Genomic DNA, 15,153 nt, shown 5'->3' on the forward strand with positions numbered 1-15,153 from the left:
CGTGCCTCCGCGAGAGGTGGTCCACTGCCCGCGGGGTGGACCCGTGGGATCCCCACATGGTACGTATGACCCGGGACGTTATACGTAAAACCTCGGGGGCGGGTACCGGGGGAGAGGAGACGGACATGGCCACCGAGGCCAAGGAGAGCCGCGGCTATCGCGACATACTCAGGGCGCCGCACGCGATGCGGCTGCTCGCCGGCACGCTCGTCGGCCGGCTCCCCAACGGCACCGGGCCCATCGCCATCGTGCTCTTCGTCCGCTCCGAGGGCGGCAGCTACAGCCTCGCGGGCGGCCTCACCGCCGCGTACGGCATCGCGACCGCCGTCGGGCAGCCGCTCCTCGGCCGCGCCGTCGACCTGAAGGGGCAGCCGCGCGTCCAGCTCCCCGCCGCGCTCGTCTCCGCCCTCGGCATGATCGTCCTGGCCCTGGCCGGAATCAGCCCCCTCGTGCTCGCCTACGCGGCGGTCGTCGTCGCCGGACTCTTCACCCCGCCGCTCGAGGGCGGACTGCGTGCCCTGTGGCCGAGCGTCCTCGGCCGCGAGGACCGGGTCCACCGGGCCTACGCCCTGGACGCCGTGGCCCAGGAGGTCATGTTCACCGTCGGCCCCCTGCTCGTGACCCTCCTGGTGGCCCTCTGGTCGCCCGCTGCGGCCCTGTTCGTCATCAACGTCATCGGCGTCCTCGGGGCGCTCTCCGTGGTCCTCTCCGAGCCCTCGCGGGCCTGGCGCTCGGAGCCCCGCGAGGCGCACTGGCTCGGCGCCCTGCGCTCACCCGGTCTTCTGGCCCTGCTCGGCTCGTTCTTCTTCGTCGGGCTCGCCCTCGGCTCCATCACGGTCGCCGCGCTCGCGTACGCCGACGACCTGGGCAACGAATCCGCGTACGGCTGGCTGATGGCCGCCCTCGGCCTCGGCGCGCTGACAGGCGGCGTCCTCTACGGCGCCCGTCGCTGGGCGGGCGCCCCCGAGCGGCGGCTGACGATCATCGTCGGTCTGCTCGCCCTCGGTTACCTCCCGCTCATGCTCACCCCCGGTGTCCTGCCGATGACCGCCCTCGCCGCGCTCTCCGGCGTCTTCCTGGCGCCCGCCCTCGCCTGCGGCTTCATCGTCGTCGACCGGCACGCCCCGAGCGGTACCGTCACCGAGGCCTTCTCCTGGCTCGTCACGACCTTCGGCGTGGGCGCCGCGCTGGGCTCCGCCGTCGCCGGGCCGGTCGTCGAACTCGCCGGAACCACCGCGGGCTTCGCCGTCGCCGGAGCCGGCGGCACGGTGGCCCTCCTGGTCCTGCTGGCCACCGGCCGGGTGCTCGCGGCGCCCGCCCGCCGCGAGCGACACGCCGTCAGCGCGGCCACGGGCGGGGCGGACCACACCGAAAAGAACACGCACTCATCGGAAAATGATCGAAACGGGGCCGTCGAACCCGGTTTCAGCTCAGGCCTTCAGGCGTAATGTTCAGACATGGACCGCCGCATTTTCGGGCTGGAGAACGAGTACGGCGTCACGTGCACGTTCAGGGGACAGCGCCGACTGTCTCCTGACGAAGTGGCGCGCTACCTCTTCCGCCGTGTCGTGTCATGGGGCCGCAGCAGCAATGTCTTCCTGCGGAACGGCGCCCGCCTGTACCTGGACGTGGGTTCGCATCCGGAATACGCAACGCCGGAATGCGACAACGTGACCGAACTGGTCACCCACGACAAGGCCGGCGAGCGCATTCTCGAAGGCCTGCTCGTCGACGCCGAACGCCGCCTGCACGAGGAGGGAATCGCGGGCGACGTCTATCTCTTCAAGAACAACACCGACTCGGCGGGAAACTCCTACGGCTGCCACGAGAACTATCTCGTCGCCCGCCACGGAGAGTTCTCCCGGCTGGCGGACATCCTCATTCCCTTCCTCGTCACCCGACAGCTCATCTGCGGCGCCGGAAAGGTGCTGCAGACCCCGCGCGGCGCGGTCTACTGCGTCTCCCAGCGGGCCGAGCACATCTGGGAGGGCGTCAGCTCCGCGACGACCCGCTCCCGTCCCATCATCAACACCCGTGACGAGCCGCACGCGGACGCCGAGCGCTACCGCCGGCTGCACGTCATCGTCGGCGACTCGAACATGTCCGAGACGACCATGCTGCTCAAGGTCGGCGCCACCGACCTCGTGCTGCGCATGATCGAGGCGGGCACCGTCATGCGCGACCTCACTCTGGAGAACCCGATCCGGGCCATCCGCGAGGTCAGCCACGACATCACCGGCCAGCGCAAGGTCCGTCTCGCCAGCGGTCGCGAGGCCTCCGCCCTGGAGGTCCAGCGCGAGTACTACGAGAAGGCCGCGGACTTCGTCGACCGCAGGGGCATCCGTACGGGCACGGTCGCCCAGGTCCTGGAGCTGTGGGGCCGTACGCTCGACGCGATCGAGGCCGAGGACCTGGACCGGATCGGCACCGAGATCGACTGGGTCATGAAGTACAAGCTCATCGAGCGGTACCGGGCGAAGAACAACATGACCATGTCGCACCCCCGGGTCGCGCAGATAGACCTCGCGTACCACGACATCCACCGCCGCCGCGGGCTCTACTACCTGCTGGAGCGCAAGGGGCAGGCGGCACGGATCTGCAACGACCTGAAGATCTTCGAGGGCAAGTCCGTGCCCCCGCAGACCACCAGGGCGCGCCTGCGCGGCGACTTCATCCGGCGCGCGCAGGAGCAGCGACGGGACTTCACCGTCGACTGGGTCCACCTCAAGCTCAACGACCAGGCGCAGCGCACCGTGTTGTGCAAGGACCCCTTCCGGTCCGTCGACGACCGGGTGGAAAAGCTGATCGCCGGAATGTAGGACATCGGCGTACGAAGTGCCGGGGCCCCGCGCGATCCACGCGCGGGGCCCTTGGCCGGTCCGGACGGTCCCCTAGAGTGTCGAGCAACTAATGTGCCGTCTGAGATCTGAGGAACACGTGCGCCGACTTGCCGGCCTACTGGTCGTCCCACTGCTGCTGCTCTCGACCGCGGCCTGCGGCAGCGACGACGGAGGCTCCGATTCCGCCTCGATGAAGAACGGGCTGCCCGCCATCACCGCGGGTGAGAAGTTCGGGGAGAAGCCCACCCTGTCGAAGGGCGAGGGCGACCCGCCCAAGGAACTCAAGGTCAACGTGATCAGCGAGGGCGACGGCGCGGTCACGAAGAAGGGCGACGCGCTCCAGGTGAACTACCTGGGTCAGGCCTGGGACTCCACCACCCCCTTCGACAACAGCTTCGACCGGGGGACGCCGTTCGACCTGACCCTCGGCGCCGGCCAGGTCATCAAGGGCTGGGACCAGGGCCTGGAGGGCCAGAAGGTCGGCAGCCGCGTCGAGATCGGCATCCCGCCGGAGCTCGGCTACGGCGAGCAGGGTCAGGGCGACATCAAGCCCAACGCCACCCTCGTCTTCGTCGTGGACATCCTGAAGTCCACGACGATCCCGAAGTCCGCCGAGGGCACCGAGGTCGCCCAGGACAACAAGGACCTGCCCAAGGTCGGTACGAACACCGACGGCAAGGCCCCCTCGCTCACCGTGCCGAAGGTCGACCCGCCGACCAAGCTCGTCTCCAACTACATCCTGGAGTCCAAGGGCGAGGTCGTGCAGGGCACCGACACCGTCGTCGTGAACTACGTGGCGGCGCTGTGGAAGGACGGCAAGGTCTTCGACTCGACGTACGCGACGGGCAAGACCGCGAACTTCCCGCTGTCGCAGCTGACGTTGAAGGGCCTCAAGAACGGCATCACCGGCAAGAAGGTCGGCAGCCGCATCCTGATCGTCGCCCCGCCGGCCGAGGCCTTCGGCGACCAGGAGCAGCAGGGGATTCCGAAGAACTCCACGCTGGTGTTCGCCGTCGACATCCTGGCGAAGATGTAAGACTGTCCCGGTCGCGCACTTCACCGTTGCGCGGTTCATCAGTTTGAGGAGCACACTGCAGTGAGCATCGAGAAGCCCGAGGTCGACTTCCCGGGCGGCGAGCCGCCGGCCGACCTGGAGATCAAGGACATCTGGGAGGGCGACGGCGAGGTGGCCGGCGCCGGCGACTTCGTCAAGGTCCACTACGTGGGTGTGGCCTTCTCCACCGGCGAGGAGTTCGACGCCTCCTGGAACCGCGGCAGCGCGCTGGACTTCCAGCTCGGTGTCGGCCAGGTCATCGCGGGCTGGGACCAGGGCGTGCAGGGCATGAAGGTCGGCGGCCGCCGCCAGCTGGTCATCCCCGCGCATCTCGCCTACGGCGACCGGGGTGCGGGCAGCGCGATCGCCCCCGGCGAGACGCTGATCTTCGTCTGCGACCTGGTCGCGGTCAAGAAGCGCTGACCGGAACCGCTCGAACGAGGGCCCGTGCCTGTCCAGGCACGGGCCCTCGCTTTTGCCCGGACACCCCGGGGCGGTACGGTCGGATGTCCCCAGAAGTCAATCCGGCAGAAGAGGTGCAGGGCGTCGATGGCGATTGCCAAGGCCGAGCGGCTGATGAATCTGGCCCTCTGCCTGCTCGGGACCCGCAGGCCGCTCAGCAAGCGCGAGTTGCGCGGCTCCATCGAGGCCTACATGGAAGCCGGAACCGACGATTCCTTCAACCGGATGTTCGAGCGCGACAAGGACGATCTGCGCGAGCTCGGCCTGGTCATCGAGACCGTCGAGAACCTGGAGGGTGAGACCGGCTACCTGGCCCGCCGCGACTCCAACCGCCTCCCCCCGATCACCCTCGACGCCGAAGAGGCCGCGGCGCTCGGCCTGGCCGCCAGGGTCTGGCAGCAGGCCCGTCTCGCCGGAGCCGCCAGCGGCGCCCTGCAGAAGCTCCGCGCGGCCGGTATGCCCGAGGCCGAGGACTCGTACGACGCCCAGCACAGCGCCCTCGAACCGCGCATCCCGGTCCACGAGGCCGCGTTCGAGCCGCTGATGCTGGCCTGCCGCGACCGGCGCCCGGTCGTCTTCGACTACCGCAAGGCGACGGCGGCCCGCCCGGAGACCCGCCAGGTCGAGCCGTGGACCCTGGAGTGCTGGCGCGGCCACTGGTACCTGGCCGGCTGGGACCGTGACCGTGGTGCCGAGCGCGTCTTCCGCCTCTCCCGCATCACCGGCAAGGTCCGCTCCCGGGCCGGCGCCTTCACCGCGCCCGTGCCCGACGTGGTCACCGTCCGCGAGACCGTGGAGAGCTGGGCCGGCGAGACCGCCACCCGCTCCGCCCGCATCCGTCTGCGCGCCGGCTGCGGCTACCCGCTGCGGGCGCGCGCCCAGTCCGTGCACGAGGGCGCGGACGGCTGGGACGAGCTGGAGATTCCGTACGGGCACGGCCTGGACGCCTGGCTCGTGGAGTTCGGTCCCGATGTCGTCGTACTCGAGCCCGCGGATCTGCGGGCCGACGTGGTGGACCGGCTGCGCGCCGTGGCCAAGGGCTGAAGGGGGAGACGTACAGCATGGCTGCGAACGCGATCGACCAGACGAGGCGGATGCTCTCCCTCGTCACGTACCTGCGGGAACGCCCCGGCGCGCATGTCGCCGACGTGGCCCGCGCCTTCGGGATCACCGAGGACGAGCTGATCTCGGACCTCGACGTGCTGCCGATGTGCGGCACGAGCTTCCGCGGCGGCGACCTGCTCGACATCGACACCGACGGCGACCGGATCTGGTGGCACAACCCGGACGACGTGGCCGAGCCCCTGCGCCTCGCCGCGGACGAGGCGACGGCGCTGCTGGTCGCCGCGCGGGCCGTGGCGACGCTGCCCGGGCTGCGGGAGAGCGACCGGGAGGCCCTGCTGCGGGCCACCGCCAAGCTGGAGACGGCGGCCGGTGAGGCCGCCGGGGCGAGCGCGCGGCTCTCGGTCACCTTCGAGTCCGAGGGCGGTGTCTTCGCCGAGGTGGACCGGGCGATCTCGGAGCGCCGGCGGCTGTGGGTGCGGTACTACTCGCCCGCCCGTGACGAGCTGACCGAGCGCGAGGTCGACCCGATCCGGCTCTTCGCCGTCGGGCACACGTACATGGAGGCGTGGTGCCGGCTCTCCGAGGCGCGCCGCACCTTCCGTCTCGACCGGGTGGCCGAGATCCGGATCCTGGACGAGCACGCCGCGCCGCCGGAGATCGAGCTCCGCGATCTGTCGGAAGGGCTCGTCCAGCCGTCCGCGGAGGACCCGGAGGTCGTCGTCGAGGTGGGACCCGGTGGCCGCTGGGTCGCGGAGTACTACCCGCACGACCGGGCCGAGGAGCTGTCCGACGGGGGGCTGCGCATCACGCTGCGTACGCCGACGCCCGCCTCGCTGCGGCGGCTGGCGCTGCGGCTCGGCAGCGACGGGCGGATCGTCTCCCCGCAGGACCTCGCCGACAGCGCTCGGGAGGCGGCGTCCGCTGCGCTCGCCGCGTACGAGGGCCAGGCGTAGGACACGGGGAACGGGGAATGTGACATTCCCCGCCGAGCCGACACAGTCGCCCTGGAGGGCGCCGACGTGCGGTGGCGGGGGACGCGGTACCGAGTACAGGGCAAGCGAGAGCGCGGGAACGAGAGGTACGAGGGAAATGTCCGTGATGCACGGAATGACGGCTTCGATCGCACCGGTCTTCTTCAAGGCCGCCTGCCCGGACTGCCGCGCCGGCTTCGAACTCTCCGCGGGCGCCCTGCGCCTCGCCATCGGCGCCAGCCGCCGTACGACCTTCTACTCGTTCACCTGCCCCGAGTGCGGCAGCTCCGTCCGCAAGCCCGCGGGCGAGCGGATCGTCGAACTCCTCACCGGCGGCGGCGTCCGCACCCTGCGCCTGCACTCCTCCACCGTCTGACGTCCCATCCGTCGGCCGTCCCGTGCCTCGCCGGACGAGCCGGCCTCCGGACAGCGTCTAGGCTCGGCACATGTTCTGGCCCATGCTCGCCATCGCTCTCGGCTTCCTCGGCATCGCCGTCCTCGGCGTCCTCGCCATCCGGGTCTTCCTCGAGGTCCAGCGGCTCGGCCGCGAGGTGGCCCGTACCGCCGAGCGCATCAACCGCGCCGCCGAAGACCTCGAACGTGCCGCCACCGACCTCGGCCGGACCGGCGGGGCCCTGCGCTAGCACACCGAATCCGCGGCCCCGCGGCGGCGCTCCGCGGGCGCGGGCGGTGGTCTCCTCGCCTGCGGCAGCGCGGGGTACGCTGCTGATCGCGGCCCAGATTCCGGAGGTGCGGGTCGCAAACGGGTGTACGCACGGGGATTGCCCTGCGTTTACTCGTGCGCGTTACGATCGCTGACGGTCGGGTTCGGACACAGGTCCGGGCGGCGACCGCCAGACCAGCACCACGCCGCCTCGATGAGAAGGTAGACCACGCTTATGTTCCGTCAGATCGGTCCCCTCGAGATCAGCCTGATCCTCCTTGTCATCGTTCTGCTCTTCGGAGCCAAGAAGCTGCCCGAGATGGCCCGTTCCCTCGGCAAGTCGGCGCGCATCCTGAAGAGCGAGGCCAAGGCGATGAAGTCGGAGGGCCAGCAGCCCGCCCCCGCCGACCCGCCGGCCGAGCAGCCCCCGGCCGCGCAGCGCACCATCAAGGCCGCCCCCGGCGACGTCTCCTCCGCCCGGCCCGTCACCGAGCCGTCCGACACCACCCAGCGCTGACCCCGCTCGACCCCCAGGGCCGCTGCACGACGGCCTGCCGCACGAGATGAGGACGTGGGTTGCTCAAGCCTGCCCGCACGAAGAAGGAGAAGGACCCCGAGGGGCGGATGCCGCTCGTGGAGCACCTGCGCGAGCTGCGCAACCGCGTCGCCAAGGCGATGCTCGCGGTCGTCGTGACCTCGCTGGTGGCCGCGTTCTTCAGCCAGCAGCTGATGGACTTCCTCTCCTCGCCCGTCCCGAAGTGCCCGCCCGGCACCTCGATCGCCGACAACACCGGCGGGCGCTGCGTCGTCATCGCGTACCAGACCGTGCTGTCGCCGTTCACCTCGACGGTGAAGGTGGTCATGCTGGCGGGTGTCATCGCCGCCTCCCCGGTCTGGCTGTACCAGCTGTGGGCGTTCGTCGCTCCCGGCCTGCACAAGAGTGAGAAGCGGTACGCGTACTACTTCGCGGCCGTCGCCGTGCCCCTCTTCGCCACCGGTGCCTACGTCGCGTACCTGATCATGCCGGTCAGCGTGAAGGTCCTGATCAGCATCACGCCCGACGTCGCCTCGAACTTCGTCTCCCTCGACGACATCCTGGACTTCACCACGCGCATGGTGCTCGTCTTCGGACTCGCCTTCGAACTGCCCCTGCTGCTGATCATGCTCAACTTCGCCGGCGTCGTGACCGGCAAGCGCATGGCCGGCTGGTGGCGCGGCGTGATCATGGGCGTCTTCGTCTTCGGTGCGATCGCCACCCCGTCGACCGACCCCTTCGGCATGATCGCCCTCTCCGGGCCGATCATCGTCCTGTACTTCATCGCCGTCGGCATCGCGATGCTCAACGACCGGCGCCGCGCCCGGAAGAACCCGGACGCCGAGCTCGACGACGACGAGGCCTCCGTCCTCGACCTCACCCCCGAGCCCGTCGGAGCCATCGGAACGGTGAGCGCCGCTCGCGCCCTGCCCGAGCAGTCCGCCGGTGAGGCCGACGGCGGAAGGTCGCTCCGTCCCGGCGGTTACGACGACATCACCTGATCTTGTAGGGTCCTGCCCCCAGCTCCGTCCGGGGGGACGCCCATGACCCGCGAGATCACCCTCTTCGTCAACCCCACCGCGGGACGCGGCCGGGGCGCGCACGCCGCGCGACCGGCCGCTCGCGCCTTCGAGGACGCCGGATTCACCGTCCGTAGCGTCGTCGGCGCCGACGCCGACGACGCCCTGCGGCGCGCCCGTGAGGCCGTCGAGGGCGGAACCGGCGCGCTCGTCGCCGTCGGCGGCGACGGCATGGTCTCCCTGGCCCTGCAGGCCGTGGCCGGCACCCGCACCCCGCTCGGCGTGGTCGCCGTCGGCACCGGGAACGACTTCGCCCGCGCCCTCGGCCTGCCCCTGCGCGAACCGGCGGCCGCGGGCCGTCTCGCCGCCGGGCTGCTCCAGGGCGGGGGCGGGCGCGACATCGACCTCGGCAGGGTCGGCGACCGGTGGTTCGGCACCGTCCTCGCGTCCGGCTTCGACTCCCGGGTGAACGACCGGGGCAACCGTATGCGGCTGCCCGTCGGTCGCTTCAGGTACGACCTCGCGATGATCGCCGAGCTCGCCGCCTTCCGGCCCGTCCCGTACCGCCTCACCTTCGGCGACGGCGCCGAGCGGCGGGTCGAGGCCACGCTCGTGGCCGTCGGCAACGGCACCTCGTACGGGGGCGGCATGCGGATCTGCGCCGGGGCGAGCATGGACGACGGCCTCTTCGACGTCACCGTCGTCGGCGACTGCAGCCGTACGACGCTGATCAAGGTATTCCCCCGGGTCTACCGGGGCACCCACCTCGACCACCCGGTGGTCACCGTCCACCGCGTCCGCTCCCTCACCCTCGACGCGCCTGGGGTCACCGGCTACGCCGACGGCGAGCCGCTCGGACCGCTTCCGCTGACCGCCGAGTGCGTGCCCGGGGCACTGCGGGTCCTGGCGCCTCCGGCCGGGTCCGCGGACCCTCATTAAAGATCGCGTCACTGTCAGAGGTGGCGGGTAGGCTCGACAACAAGATGACAGAGGACCTCACACCAGCCGAAGCGTACGCAGCTGCCCGGGCCCGCAACGCCGAGCAGGCCACGGCGCTGGCCCCCTTCCGCGAGATGTACGAGTTCGGTCTGGACCCCTTCCAGATCGAGGCCTGCCAGGCCCTCGAAGCGGGCAAAGGCGTGCTCGTCGCCGCGCCCACGGGCTCCGGCAAGACCATCGTCGGCGAGTTCGCCGTCCACCTCGCCCTGCTCCAAGGGCGCAAGTGCTTCTACACGACACCGATCAAGGCGCTGTCGAACCAGAAGTACGCCGACCTCGTGAAGCGGTACGGCCCGGGCAAGGTCGGCCTCCTCACCGGCGACAACAGTGTCAACGGGGACGCCCCGATCATCGTCATGACCACCGAGGTCCTCCGCAACATGCTGTATGCGGGGTCCCAGGCGCTCAGCGGCCTCGGCTACGTGGTGATGGACGAGGTGCACTACCTCTCGGACCGCTTCCGCGGCGCCGTCTGGGAGGAAGTGATCATCCACCTCCCCGAGTCGGTGACGCTGGTGTCGCTCTCCGCGACCGTCTCGAACGCCGAGGAGTTCGGCGACTGGCTCGACACCGTCCGGGGCGACACCGAGGTCATCGTCTCCGAGAGCCGCCCCGTGCCGCTCTGGCAGCACGTCCTGGCCGGCCGCCGGATGTACGACCTCTTCGAGGAGGAGACCGACCACGGCGGCCGCGGCGCGGCACGCCGCGAGGTCAACCCCGACCTGCTGCGCCTGGCCCGCACCGAGAACTCCCGTACGTACAACCCGCGTGAGCGGCGCCGCGGCAAGATGGTCCGCGAGGCCGACCGCGAGCGCGAGCGCCGTCAGCGCTCCCGCATCTGGACGCCCGGACGGCCCGAGGTCATCGACCGCCTCGACGCCGAGGGGCTGTTGCCCGCGATCACCTTCATCTTCAGCCGGGCCGGCTGCGAGGCAGCCGTCCAGCAGTGCCTCTACGCGGGTCTGCGCCTCAACAACGACGAGGCGCGGCAGCGGGTCCGCGAGATCGTCGAGGAGCGCACGGCCGCCATCCCGTCCGAGGACCTCCACGTCCTCGGGTACTACGAGTGGCTGGAAGGCCTGGAGCGCGGCATCGCCGCCCACCACGCCGGCATGCTGCCCACGTTCAAGGAGGTCGTGGAGGAGCTGTTCGTCCGCGGTCTCGTCAAGGCGGTCTTCGCGACCGAGACCCTCGCGCTGGGCATCAACATGCCCGCCCGGTCCGTGGTCCTGGAGAAGCTCGTCAAGTGGAACGGCGAGCAGCACGCCGACATCACCCCCGGCGAGTACACCCAGCTCACCGGACGCGCCGGACGGCGCGGCATCGACGTCGAGGGTCACGCCGTCGTCCTCTGGCAGCGCGGTCTCGACCCGGGCCACCTCGCCGGACTCGCCGGGACGCGTACGTACCCACTGCGCTCCAGCTTCAAGCCGTCGTACAACATGGCCGTCAACCTGGTCGACCAGTTCGGCGCCCACCGCTCGCGCGAGCTCCTGGAGACCTCGTTCGCACAGTTCCAGGCGGACCGGTCGGTCGTCGGCATCTCCCGCCAGGTCCAGAAGAACGAAGAGGGCCTGGAGGGCTACCGGGAGGGCATGACCTGCCACCTCGGCGACTTCGAGGAGTACGCGCGCCTGCGCCGCGACCTCAAGGACCGCGAGACCGAACTGGCCAAGCAGGGCGTCGCGCAGCGGCGTGCGGCGGCAGCGGCCTCCCTGGAGAAGCTGAAGCCGGGCGACGTCATCCACGTGCCCACGGGCAAGTTCGCCGGACTCGCCCTCGTCCTCGACCCGGGGATCCCGGCGGGGCGGACCAACGGCCACCGCGGCTTCGAGTCGCACGACGGGCCCCGCCCGCTCGTGCTCACGGCCGAACGGCAGGTCAAGCGGCTCGCGTCGATCGACTTCCCGGTGCCGGTCGAGGCCATGGAGCGCATGAGGATCCCCAAGTCCTTCAACCCGCGCTCCCCGCAGTCCCGCCGTGATCTCGCCTCCGCCCTGCGTACCAAGGCGGGCCACCTGAACCCCGAGCGGCACCACAGGCAGCGTGCCGCCGCTGCCGACGACCGCGAGATCAGCCGGCTCCGCACCGAACTGCGCGCGCACCCCTGCCACGGCTGCGACGAGCGGGAGGACCACGCCCGTTGGGCCGAGCGCTATCACCGGCTGCAGCGGGACACCCGTCAGCTGGAACGGCGCATCGAAGGCCGGACGAACACGATCGCCCGCACCTTCGACCGGATCGTCGCGCTCCTCACCGAGCTCGACTACCTGCGCGGCGACGAGGTCACCGGCAACGGCAAGCGGCTCGCCCGGCTCTACGGCGAGCTCGACCTGCTGGCGAGCGAGTGCCTGCGCGACGGAGTGTGGGAGGGGCTGACCCCGCCCGAACTGGCCGCGTGCGTCTCGGCGTTGGTGTACGAGGCGCGTCAGTCCGACGACGCCGTGGCGCCGAAGGTCCCCGCCGGGAAGGCCAAGGCCGCGCTCGGCGAGATGGTACGGATCTGGGGCCGTCTCGACGCCCTGGAGGAAGAGTTCAAGATCAACCAGGCGGAAGGGGTGGGGCAGCGCGAGCCCGACCTCGGCTTCGCCTGGGCCGCGTATCAGTGGGCGTCCGACAAGGGGCTCGACGAGGTCCTGCGGGAGGCGGAGATGCCCGCCGGTGACTTCGTGCGCTGGTGCAAGCAGGTCATCGACGTCCTGGGGCAGATCGCGGCCGCGGCGCCGAAGGAGAACAGCACCGTGTCCAAGAACGCGCGCAAGGCGGTGGAATCGCTGCTGAGGGGAGTCGTCGCGTACAGCTCGGTGGGCTGACGCCTCGCTTCCGAACTCGTCTGCGGGGGCCCGTGGTTGATGCCACGGGCCCCTTGGTGCGCCGGTTCTGGGAGTGTTGTCCACAGGGGGTTTTCCACAGGGGTGGCGGAGTGTCAGGCCTCTCCGATTCCATGGAGTCACACACCGGGCAACACCGCTGGGAGGGGACGCACGTGACCACGCAAGCCGGTTCGGCCGCCGTCGAGGAGACGGCCGGGGGACACACGATCGTGCCGGGGCCACGAGGTGTACCGCTGCTCGGAAACCTTCCGGAGTTCGGCAAGGACCCGCTCGCCTTCTTCGAGCGGCTGCGCGAGCGCGGTGACGTCGTCAGCTGGCGCTTCGGCCGAGGGCCGGCGCTCTTCATCGCGCACCCCGACACGATCGGAGAGCTCCTCACCCAGGTCGAGAGCACCTTCGACCAGCCCGACCTCGGCATAGCCTTCCGCACGCTGCTGGGGAACGGAGTCGTGGTCGCCAAGGGTGCCGACTGGCGCCGCAAGCGCTCCCTCGTCCAGCCCTCCGTCCGGCCCAAGCAGGTCCGCTCCTACGCCGCCACGATGGCCGAATGCGCCGTCGACCTGGCCGACCGGTGGAGCGACGGACAGCACATCGACATCAAGAAGGAGATGGCCGCCCTCACCCAGCTGATCGCCGTCCGGACCATCTTCGGCGTGGACACCGCCGCCGACGCGGAGTCCATCGGTCGTGCCATGGATGTCGCCCAGAAGGAGATCGGTGCCGAATTCAGCGGCATCGGAGCCCTGTTGCCCGACTGGGTGCCCACGCCCGGACGGGCGCGCATCAAGCGAGCGACCGCGGTCATCGACGCCGAGGTCGGCCGGGTCGTCGCCCGCCACCGTGACGGCGAGGGAGAGCGGCCCGACCTGCTCAGCCGGCTCCTGGCCGCCCAGGACGAGACCGGCGCGCACCTCTCCGACCAGGAGATCCGCGACGAGACCGTCACGCTCTACATCGGCGGACACGAGACCACCAGCTCCACCCTCGTCTGGGCCTGGCACCTGCTCTCCCGCAACCCCCGCGTGCGGGACGCGCTGGGCGAGGAGCTGGACCGGGTCCTCGGTGACCGGGAGCCGGGCTTCGACGACTACGCGCGACTGACGTACGCGCAGGCTGTCGTGAAGGAGACGCTCCGGCTCTACCCGACGATCTGGCTCCTGACCGGTGTGGCCAGGGAAGGCGCGAAGCTCGGGGGGATGCCGATACCGCCCGGGACGCGGGTATGGAGCAGCCAGTGGGCCACGCACCGGGACGGGCGCTGGTTCCGTGATCCGGAGGAGTTCCGCCCGGAGCGCTGGGGGACGGCGGAGGGCGAGGCCGGCGAGGACATACCGGAGTACGCCTGGTTCCCGTTCGGAGGTGGACCCCGGGCCTGCCTCGGGACGCGGTTCGCGATGGTCGAGGCCGTCCTGATCCTCGCCGTCCTCGCCCGTCGGTTCCGGCTCGACCTCGACCCCGGCGAGATCCGCCCCGTGCCGAGCCTGACCCTCCAGCCCGACCGCGAGGTCCTCGCCACGGTCCGCACGCGCCGCCCGTGAGGTGCGGGATGATCTCCGTATGAAGATCAGTGCCAGGGGGCTCAACCGGTCCACTCTCGCCCGGCAGTTGCTGCTCCGTCGAGAGGACATCGGTGCCGCCGACGCGGTACGGCGGGTGGTCGCGCTGCAGGCCCAGCAGCCGGCCTCGCCGTACCTGGCCCTGTGGAACAGGATCGCCGGGTTCGACCCCTCCGGACTCGACGACGCCTTCACCCGCGGGTCGGTGGTCAAGACGACCCTCATGCGGATCACCCTGCACGCCGTCCACACCGACGACTACCGGGCCTTCCGTACGGCCCTGCACCCCGTGCTGAGGGCCGCGAGGCTCGGTGACCGCTTCACGGTGTCAGGTCTGACCCCGGCCGACGCCGACATGCTCGTCCCCGAGCTGCTGGCCTTCGCGGACCGGCCCCGGACGAACGCGGAGTACGAGGCCTGGCTGGAGCAGCGGGTGGGGACCGCGCCGAAGTCCGGGGCCTGGTGGGGGCTGCGGCAGTACACACCGCTGCTGCACGCACCCACCACGCCACCGTGGTCGTTCGGGGAGCGCCCCTCGTACGTCGCACCCCCGGACCCGCCGACCCCTCCGACGCCGGAGGAGTCGGACGCCGCGCTGGGGACGCTGCTCCTGCGCTATCTCGAAGGGTTCGGGCCCGCGTCCCCGGCGGACATGGCGCAGTTCGCCATGGTCCAACGGGCCAGGGTCAGAAGGGCACTGGCGGTGCTGGGCGCCGAGCTGGTACGGAAGGAGGGACCGGACGGCGAAGAACTGTTCGACGTGCCGGACGCGCTCTGCCCGGACGAGGACACGCCCGCCCCGGCACGACTGATGGCCATGTGGGACAGCACGCTGCTGGCCTACGCCGACCGCAGCCGGATCATCCCACCCGACTACCGGCCGGTGGTCATCCGCAGGAACGGAGACGTGCTGCCGACCCTGCTGGTCGACGGCCATGTCGCCGGGGTGTGGCGCCCGGCGGAGGGGGGCATCGAGGCGACCGCGTTCCACGCCCTCCCGGACGACGCGTGGGAGGCCCTCGCCGCCGAGGCCCGCTCCTTGACGGCGTTCCTCGCCCCGCGCGAACCACGGGTCTACAGCCGCTACACCCACTGGTGGAGCAGACTCCCGGCGGGCGAGAGACGCCTCCTGCCGGGCACGTGAGGCACGGACC

Annotated in this window: 14 protein-coding genes; all 14 read left to right on the forward strand. The window is 70.9% G+C overall.

Annotated features, from left to right (window positions below; genetic code table 11):
• Window positions 1-125 precede the first annotated feature (125 nt).
• Window positions 126-1,448, forward strand: coding sequence for an MFS transporter (locus ACZ3IJ_RS32630; protein WP_467474188.1), 1,323 nt, complete (start codon window positions 126-128; stop codon window positions 1,446-1,448).
• Between the two features lie 9 nt (window positions 1,449-1,457).
• Complete coding sequence (pafA, locus tag ACZ3IJ_RS32635; RefSeq protein ID WP_137990376.1) at window positions 1,458-2,819, forward strand: Pup--protein ligase; 1,362 nt, start codon at window positions 1,458-1,460, stop codon at window positions 2,817-2,819.
• 118 nt (window positions 2,820-2,937) lie between these two features.
• On the forward strand, window positions 2,938-3,876 hold the full coding sequence (locus tag ACZ3IJ_RS32640; RefSeq protein WP_391799626.1) for an FKBP-type peptidyl-prolyl cis-trans isomerase: 939 nt from the start codon (window positions 2,938-2,940) through the stop codon (window positions 3,874-3,876).
• Between the two features lie 60 nt (window positions 3,877-3,936).
• Window positions 3,937-4,317 carry an FKBP-type peptidyl-prolyl cis-trans isomerase gene (locus ACZ3IJ_RS32645; protein WP_467474191.1) on the forward strand — a complete coding sequence of 127 codons (381 nt, stop codon included), beginning with the start codon at window positions 3,937-3,939 and terminating at the stop codon, window positions 4,315-4,317.
• Between the two features lie 126 nt (window positions 4,318-4,443).
• The gene (locus ACZ3IJ_RS32650; RefSeq protein WP_383224741.1) at window positions 4,444-5,400 is read left to right on the forward strand and encodes a helix-turn-helix transcriptional regulator; all 957 of its coding nucleotides are present in this window, start codon (window positions 4,444-4,446) and stop codon (window positions 5,398-5,400) included.
• Window positions 5,401-5,417: 17 nt separating this feature from the next.
• A complete protein-coding gene (locus ACZ3IJ_RS32655) occupies window positions 5,418-6,374 on the forward strand; it encodes a helix-turn-helix transcriptional regulator (protein ID WP_467474194.1) in 957 nt (318 codons plus the stop codon).
• A gap of 154 nt (window positions 6,375-6,528) precedes the next feature.
• Window positions 6,529-6,768, forward strand: a complete 240-nt coding sequence (locus tag ACZ3IJ_RS32660) for a hypothetical protein (protein ID WP_391799629.1) — start codon at window positions 6,529-6,531, stop codon at window positions 6,766-6,768.
• 70 nt (window positions 6,769-6,838) lie between these two features.
• Entirely contained in the window at window positions 6,839-7,036 is a 198-nt protein-coding gene (locus ACZ3IJ_RS32665) for a hypothetical protein (RefSeq protein ID WP_467474196.1), read from the forward strand.
• Window positions 7,037-7,291: 255 nt separating this feature from the next.
• Window positions 7,292-7,573 (forward strand): Sec-independent protein translocase subunit TatA, encoded by a 282-nt coding sequence (gene tatA, locus ACZ3IJ_RS32670; RefSeq protein ID WP_391799631.1) that lies wholly within the window; start codon window positions 7,292-7,294, stop codon window positions 7,571-7,573.
• 107 nt (window positions 7,574-7,680) lie between these two features.
• Window positions 7,681-8,592: a twin-arginine translocase subunit TatC gene (gene tatC / locus ACZ3IJ_RS32675; protein WP_467474339.1), complete on the forward strand. Its 912-nt coding sequence runs from the start codon at window positions 7,681-7,683 to the stop codon at window positions 8,590-8,592.
• A 42-nt stretch (window positions 8,593-8,634) separates the two neighbouring features.
• Window positions 8,635-9,549, forward strand: coding sequence for a diacylglycerol kinase (locus tag ACZ3IJ_RS32680; protein WP_467474199.1), 915 nt, complete (start codon window positions 8,635-8,637; stop codon window positions 9,547-9,549).
• Window positions 9,550-9,593: 44 nt separating this feature from the next.
• Complete coding sequence (locus tag ACZ3IJ_RS32685; protein WP_467474201.1) at window positions 9,594-12,422, forward strand: DEAD/DEAH box helicase; 2,829 nt, start codon at window positions 9,594-9,596, stop codon at window positions 12,420-12,422.
• A 173-nt stretch (window positions 12,423-12,595) separates the two neighbouring features.
• The gene (locus ACZ3IJ_RS32690; protein ID WP_467474203.1) at window positions 12,596-13,981 is read left to right on the forward strand and encodes a cytochrome P450; all 1,386 of its coding nucleotides are present in this window, start codon (window positions 12,596-12,598) and stop codon (window positions 13,979-13,981) included.
• A 19-nt stretch (window positions 13,982-14,000) separates the two neighbouring features.
• Window positions 14,001-15,143, forward strand: a complete 1,143-nt coding sequence (locus ACZ3IJ_RS32695) for a winged helix DNA-binding domain-containing protein (RefSeq protein ID WP_467474205.1) — start codon at window positions 14,001-14,003, stop codon at window positions 15,141-15,143.
• Window positions 15,144-15,153 lie beyond the last annotated feature (10 nt).

The sequence above is a fragment of the Streptomyces sp. NPDC013317 genome (assembly GCF_055563155.1).

Excerpts from the sequence above, each read along its gene's own strand:
- tatA (WP_391799631.1), top strand. The coding sequence starts at position 7,292 with ATGTTCCGTCAGATCGGTCCCCTCGAGATCAGCCTGATCCTCCTTGTC.
- ACZ3IJ_RS32680 (WP_467474199.1), top strand. The coding sequence starts at position 8,635 with ATGACCCGCGAGATCACCCTCTTCGTCAACCCCACCGCGGGACGCGGC.
- ACZ3IJ_RS32655 (WP_467474194.1), top strand. The coding sequence starts at position 5,418 with ATGGCTGCGAACGCGATCGACCAGACGAGGCGGATGCTCTCCCTCGTC.
- ACZ3IJ_RS32660 (WP_391799629.1), top strand. The coding sequence starts at position 6,529 with ATGACGGCTTCGATCGCACCGGTCTTCTTCAAGGCCGCCTGCCCGGAC.
- ACZ3IJ_RS32695 (WP_467474205.1), top strand. The coding sequence starts at position 14,001 with ATGAAGATCAGTGCCAGGGGGCTCAACCGGTCCACTCTCGCCCGGCAG.
- ACZ3IJ_RS32685 (WP_467474201.1), top strand. The coding sequence starts at position 9,594 with ATGACAGAGGACCTCACACCAGCCGAAGCGTACGCAGCTGCCCGGGCC.
- ACZ3IJ_RS32665 (WP_467474196.1), top strand. The coding sequence starts at position 6,839 with ATGTTCTGGCCCATGCTCGCCATCGCTCTCGGCTTCCTCGGCATCGCC.
- ACZ3IJ_RS32630 (WP_467474188.1), top strand. The coding sequence starts at position 126 with ATGGCCACCGAGGCCAAGGAGAGCCGCGGCTATCGCGACATACTCAGG.
- ACZ3IJ_RS32650 (WP_383224741.1), top strand. The coding sequence starts at position 4,444 with ATGGCGATTGCCAAGGCCGAGCGGCTGATGAATCTGGCCCTCTGCCTG.
- pafA (WP_137990376.1), top strand. The coding sequence starts at position 1,458 with ATGGACCGCCGCATTTTCGGGCTGGAGAACGAGTACGGCGTCACGTGC.
- tatC (WP_467474339.1), top strand. The coding sequence starts at position 7,681 with ATGCCGCTCGTGGAGCACCTGCGCGAGCTGCGCAACCGCGTCGCCAAG.